We start from the raw sequence: 6000 nt of genomic DNA on the forward strand, positions 1-6000 counted from the left end.
CGCTATTGAGCTGATTTATGGTCGATGACCATGATTCTTTATTGTGATAAAGGTAATATCTGATTTGGTACAATTAATTTCTTCTCTTTTGGTATTTTTTGCTCACGCAAAACATAATACCAATACACTTTTCTTCGATTCATTCTACTCCTTATTCAACATGCAAGAGAGATCTCGCCATTACTAGGAAAAGGCAAGATCTCGCTTAGGCTCTTAGAGAACAGTAACGTCAGCAGCTTGTGGGCCTTTACCGCCCTGCTCTACGTTGAAAGACACTTTTTGGCCTTCTGCAAGCGTTTTAAAGCCATCTGTGGCAATGGATCTAAAGTGAACAAATAGGTCGGCACCACCGTTGTCTGGAGTGATAAATCCAAAACCTTTAGTTTCATTAAACCATTTTACTGAGCCAGTTGTTTTATTTGACATGAATATCTCGATAGATTGTTTAAATAAATAAGTGAGCTACTAAATAAGGAATGAAGAAAAAGGTATCGCAGAAAAGAGATGACGAATCAAATCGGAAGAAAACTGAGAAAGTCTTGAACTAAATAAGCCATTAATAGCTCACCATATGAGCTGGCGAACACTATACACTATCTCAAAACAATAGATATCTTTTTCTTTAAAAAGTTTACCCTTGTTCTATTGCGTCCTTAGTTAGTATTTCACCAAATGATTTTATTCGTAGGGCTAGTTGCCCTAATTGGATTAAGGTGCGGGCAGGAAAAAGCCTCCGCTTCCTGTTAAGCGGAGGCATAAACTTAAATCTCTTTAAGGCACTTACTGATACCTTCTTTAACCTCTCCCTCCAAATGACTGAGGAAGTGGCCGATTTTTTCCTTCTCTAGTTCTTTAATAAGGTCAAGATTGGGTTTAAATAGGGTGCCATCAAAGTATTTAGCTTTAGTTCCATCACCATCTGGAGAGCAATGGTCCACATCGATAGATTCACGCCATCTTTGGGCATGGGTTCTCCATTCTTCAGTATTAACGAGCTCAGGCTCAGTAAACCAGACATTCCAAGTCAGCACATTACCCATTTGCAGCATATTGCCTGAGCCTAAATTAAACACATCCATGATCAGCTTGTTAAACTCATCAACGACTGGGTAACCCGTCCTTAAGGGCGCTCCTATTTCTACGCCTAAATGCCCGACACTCCATGCCTGTGGATGTTTGGCAAAATCAGGAATATCAAAGTCGCTACTTTCGCCTTTAATTAGTGGGAATATCGGCTGGTCCGCTTGCCCCACTTTGTGGGTATAAACAACAATCGCGCTCGATTTTCGAAAAGGAAAAGGCTGCTTACTCTTTTCAAAGTGAGACCATAACAACTTAACGATAGGATTTTGCAATGCGCTCGGGCTAAACCAAATTTTGCCAACCACACTCATATCAGCTGCCAGCTCACGATCGGTTTCATTCACCCAGCCTCGCTGACCTGTCACTGTGACTTCAACATTCATAGTCCCTAGTGAGGGTGAATAGACCCCTTGCTGAGGACAGATAATCGAATACACCCTCCCTTTATCTGTGTATCCAAGTCTTGAAATATCGGGGGCAAACATCTGAAAGCAGCGTTTTGGGTTTTCGCTGCCTTTTTCCGTTTCCCAACTGAACTCTGGCCACTTCACCGCTTGCTGACGTTGCAGCAAGTCAATATTCGCCATATTGTCTAGCATTGGCAATGAGGTTAGGTTTGGATTAGGGTACGCAAATTCAGGGTTTGACTCTTCAAAGCCTCCCTGCCAACCAGGCACAACACCAATGTTTTTTTGAATGCCCATAAGCACTATCTTCCTTTTCAGTTAATTCAGCTCTAGCCTCAACAACCAAGAAAAGCTTTGACTTAATCAAATAAAGATTCATTAACCTGAGCTGCGGGTAAAATTTGGACTCAAGCCTCAATCGTGATCAGAAGGCTTGATAAGCACGGCCCATATTAAGGCCTTGGAATAGTTAACTTAGAAGCTATCTGGACTGGCGTCGATGCACGCCAATTGCTTTTTACCCAAAACAACCCGTACCTCACTGAATTAGGACTTAAGGAGCATGTAAACTATCAGTGAACTACTGTACTAGCATAGAAGAAACTAAATCAAACTCAGCCTATTAAAAGTGCATTGCCATATATTCGAAATACGTTTTTTGGGCCAACCCTCACCTCACTGCGCACCACCAGCACTTTCAGAAGTTAATTCTTGATTCTTGGCCTGTATAAGCTCGGTTAAAAATTCAGTCACAGCTCTTATTCTTGTAGAGTGAATAAGGTCGGAATGCACTGCTGACCAAATAGGTTGGTCGCAGCCAACGTCTTTTTGTACGCAGACTAAGCCTTTTTGTTGACCAATAAAGTGAGGAAAAATTGCCATACCTATTCCAGCTTGAGCAGCGCTGACTTGCGCAGACATAGTGGTTGTCGTCAGTCGGCAAGGTTTACCACACGACGTTCTAGTCAGCCACTGCGCGGCCGGAAGCTGCTGACTGTCTTCAGACCAACCAATAAAGTCATCTCGATCAAATAGACCAGAGACAAAGAATATTTTAGATAAGACGATCCTCAGCTCTATTTGTACGTAAAACTTTTGTAACTAACTGCATTGGAAGTAAAAATGGAGCGCATCAATTTAGTTTGGCTCAAAAGAGATCTTCGTCTAACCGACCACCAGCCGCTTAATCGAGCATTAAACCGCGGAACAAAGACACTGATACTCTACATTTTTGAAACTGAGCTTTTGGAGGATAAGCATTACTCCGAAAGGCATTGGCGTTTCGTCTGGCAGTCACTTCAAGATATCAATCAAACACTGAATTCACACGGCCATAGCGTTACCATTATGCAAGGAGAAGCGCTGGCGTGTTTTGAATCTATCGCGGTGGATTACCATATTGATCGCGTATTTTCTCACCAAGAAATTGGCCTTAAAAAAACGTTCGAACGTGATATTAGGCTCGCTAGCTGGTTTAAGTCACACCAAATTGAGTGGGTTGAAAGTCAGCAAGGCGCTGTGGTTCGCGGCGCCAAAAGCAGAGAAAAATGGGATGCCAAGTGGAATAACACCATGAGAGCCCCAATCGAACCTATATCTATCACCGCGAGCTCCCCTATTTTGAATTACCAGTGTAAAGATCAGTTTATCTTTACATCGCCTAGTTCATGGCAAAGCGAGACCGAACCATTTCAGCATGGTGGAAGCCGATATGCTCATCAAGTACTGAGCAGCTTTTTTAATCACCGCGGCAAAAATTACTTTAAAAATCTCTCCAGCCCCTTGAGTGCCCAACACGCCTGCTCTCGCCTATCACCCTACCTTGCATGGGGCAATGTATCTTTACGAGAGGTGTATCAGGTACTGCTTGCACATTGGAACAACCCAGGTTGGCGCCGCAGTCTAAGCGCACTTAGCTCTCGGCTTCATTGGCACTGTCACTTCATACAAAAGTTTGAGTCAGAGAGTGAAATGGAACACAGGTGTATTAACCATGCGTATGAAGCATTGATAGAGCAAAGCCCAAACGATAAGCGTTTACTTGAAGCGTGGAAAAGCGGGAATACAGGGTTACCCATGGTTGATGCAAGCATGCGCAGCGTAGCCCAAACAGGCTACCTCAACTTTCGCATGCGCTCCATGTTAGTGAGTGTGTTAACCCACCATTTCCATTGTGACTGGCGCTTGGGTGTCGCGCATTTAGCTCAGCAGTTTCTCGACTTCGAGCCCGGTATACATTATGCACAGTTTCAGATGCAAGCTGGGGTGACTGGCATCAATACCATACGAATATACAACCCTACCAAACAGGCCCAAGAGCAGGATCCCACTGGGGAATTTATTCGCCAATGGGTCCCAGAATTACAGCATGTACCAACACCTTTGTTGTTTGAGCCATGGAAATTAGCACCACTTGAAGCCACCATGTATCAGTTACCTGAAGATAGCCCTTACCTAAACCCTGTCATTGATTTAAAAGCAGAAGCACAAAACGCTAGACAACGCCTTTGGTCATGGCGAAGTAGAGGTGATGTTAAAGCCGAAGGCAAACGTATTCTGGCTAGACATGTCAGAGTCGATCGTTAAATCAGCGGTCAAAATCACTCAGACCAAATGCATCCCAAGAAGAAGGATCACCTTCTTTGGTCAATGGATGCAGCTTTTGATCTGGCTTGGCGTAGCTCAAACGCCCTATTCTCTGGGTAATATGATAGCTATCTAAACCTGATATGGTGACCAGATCGAGCGCTTCTATATCAACATAACCATCTGGCATTACCGCGCTATCTGACACAAGAACATCTTGTATCTCACCAATCACCATCTCTGTTCCATTAACCGCCAGAGTTTGATGGTCTACCAGCTTCATCGCTAATTTCAACGGGCTTTCCATCACAAATGGCGCATTAAAGTCATTAATGTAGTAGGGAGTAAGGTTTGCTTTTTCAAATTCAGATTCAAGCTTACTGTATCGCGCTGATGTTTGATGAGCCGCTGCGAGAAACTCGTGTGTCACCGCGTTGATGGTATAACACTCGGTGGCCAAAATATTTTCTAATGTATGACGCTCAACGCTACTTGGCCTGATAATGAGCCCCATCAAAGGAGGGGTCGCGCCAAGGTGAAACGCAGAGCTGACAATAGCGAGGTTCTCATTGCCATCACTATCGCGTGTACCTATTAAATTCGCACTTTTAAATCCAGATAAGCTATTGATAAAACGAGCTCGATTCCTAGGTTCCATCATAGCAATGCTATGTGCATCGTAGTTCATTAAGTACTTCCTTTACTGTTTTTCCCCTTGGGTGGGATTAATGGTGCATTGACTATCACAGCGTGATGTACCAGTAAACAGATACGAAATGCGGTAACGGTTGTTAGCGAAATACAAATAAAGCCTATCGGCTACTGGTTTGATAAAGCGCCACCTTAAAGGAGCATACATCCAGCCTCGGCCCAGAATATCCCATGCTCGATACGCAGCATCTAAACCAAGCAAGAGCCGCCCACCATCATCTACCGCATGGAGTACTTTATTGGCAGCCACAGGGTCAATTTCTGGGTATTTGCTAAAAGCCTCACTATAAATATCGATAGTTGTTATCTCGCCATGACTATCTTTATCTCGAATAGCACGCATTTCTTTAGCGCAAAGCGGGCAGGTCCCGTCGTAAAATAGTGTTAATTTGCTCATGATTTTATTTTTCCTATTATCCGACTCTCTTTACGCAGACGAAAACATCTCGATCAGTATACGGCTCCATAAATGGCAAAGTGGCGACTCTTTTTCTAACACTAACCTAAGTCCACCTATACTGTAAATACAAGCAAAATAAGCCTTAAAGTGAAGACAATCTCCAATGACAAAGCTTACCACACATGTACTCGATACCATGAAAGGCCTACCTGCAGCTGGTATTAGCATAGAGATATACCGTCAAGAGAACCAAGGCTGGACAAAGGTTAGCACTGTGATAACCAACCAAGATGGTCGAACTGACGACGCCTTACTTCACGGAAGTGAATACAAAGCTGGTAAATATCAGCTGATTTTTTATGTTGGAGCGTATTTTGCGCAAAGCGAAAACCCCAGCTTTCTCGACGATATCGTTATTCGATTCGGGCTAAGTGATCCAACATCACTTATACACGTTCCCCTGCTGGTCTCTCCCTATAGTTTTTCTTCTTATCGAGGAAGTTAAATGCCACACCTAATGGTGTAATGCCGTTCGGATAAGTATTAACACTTATATTTAAATGGATATTTGGCCCGAACAAAGAGGACTGAACGTGGAAACGTTCGGTCCTTTCTTTTATCTGGCAAAATGAAATGGCTGATGCTCTCTCGCATTTGTTTGAGCCTAACAGGTAAAGTGCCATCGGGGCTGAGCGCTAGCCAGCGCAACTGGGCATCTATCAAATTTATTGCTGCTGTGAAGCTAACCCGAGTTGGACTTACATTCGCATCTTCGGCAATATGAATCATTTCTAAACGTACTAAATTATAGGC

At 43.4% G+C, this 6000-nt stretch carries 7 protein-coding genes and 1 pseudogene; 2 read left to right on the forward strand and 6 right to left on the reverse strand.

Annotated features, from left to right (window positions below):
- Positions 1-213: 213 nt before the first annotated feature.
- The 3 genes from cspE to DPF90_RS02265 all read right to left on the reverse strand — a co-directional run bounded on the left by cspE (position 214) and on the right by DPF90_RS02265 (position 2411).
- Positions 214-426, reverse strand: coding sequence for a transcription antiterminator/RNA stability regulator CspE (gene cspE / locus DPF90_RS02255; protein WP_114784217.1), 213 nt, complete (start codon positions 424-426; stop codon positions 214-216).
- A gap of 335 nt (positions 427-761) precedes the next feature.
- Positions 762-1787: a hypothetical protein gene (locus DPF90_RS02260; RefSeq protein WP_114784219.1), complete on the reverse strand. Its 1026-nt coding sequence runs from the start codon at positions 1785-1787 to the stop codon at positions 762-764.
- Between the two features lie 378 nt (positions 1788-2165).
- Positions 2166-2411, reverse strand: a complete 246-nt coding sequence (locus DPF90_RS02265) for a hypothetical protein (RefSeq protein WP_114784221.1) — start codon at positions 2409-2411, stop codon at positions 2166-2168.
- Positions 2412-2612: 201 nt separating this feature from the next.
- Here DPF90_RS02265 and DPF90_RS02270 point away from each other — a divergent pair, with 201 nt between their 5' ends.
- The gene (locus DPF90_RS02270) at positions 2613-4076 is read left to right on the forward strand and encodes a cryptochrome/deoxyribodipyrimidine photo-lyase family protein (protein ID WP_114784223.1); all 1464 of its coding nucleotides are present in this window, start codon (positions 2613-2615) and stop codon (positions 4074-4076) included.
- 1 nt (position 4077) lies between these two features.
- On the opposite strand, the gene DPF90_RS02275 is transcribed toward DPF90_RS02270, so the two are convergent.
- Positions 4078-4764: a flavin reductase family protein gene (locus DPF90_RS02275; protein WP_114784225.1), complete on the reverse strand. Its 687-nt coding sequence runs from the start codon at positions 4762-4764 to the stop codon at positions 4078-4080.
- A 12-nt stretch (positions 4765-4776) separates the two neighbouring features.
- Positions 4777-5184 (reverse strand): thiol-disulfide oxidoreductase DCC family protein, encoded by a 408-nt coding sequence (locus DPF90_RS02280; protein ID WP_114784227.1) that lies wholly within the window; start codon positions 5182-5184, stop codon positions 4777-4779.
- A 166-nt stretch (positions 5185-5350) separates the two neighbouring features.
- Here DPF90_RS02280 and uraH point away from each other — a divergent pair, with 166 nt between their 5' ends.
- Complete coding sequence (gene uraH, locus DPF90_RS02285; RefSeq protein WP_114784229.1) at positions 5351-5692, forward strand: hydroxyisourate hydrolase; 342 nt, start codon at positions 5351-5353, stop codon at positions 5690-5692.
- 38 nt (positions 5693-5730) lie between these two features.
- Here the strand turns inward: uraH and DPF90_RS02290 are convergent.
- Positions 5731-6000 (reverse strand): annotated as a pseudogene (locus DPF90_RS02290) (IS4 family transposase); the annotation flags it as partial.

This window comes from Vibrio tetraodonis (assembly GCF_003350295.1).
Lineage (GTDB): Bacteria > Pseudomonadota > Gammaproteobacteria > Enterobacterales > Vibrionaceae > Vibrio > Vibrio tetraodonis.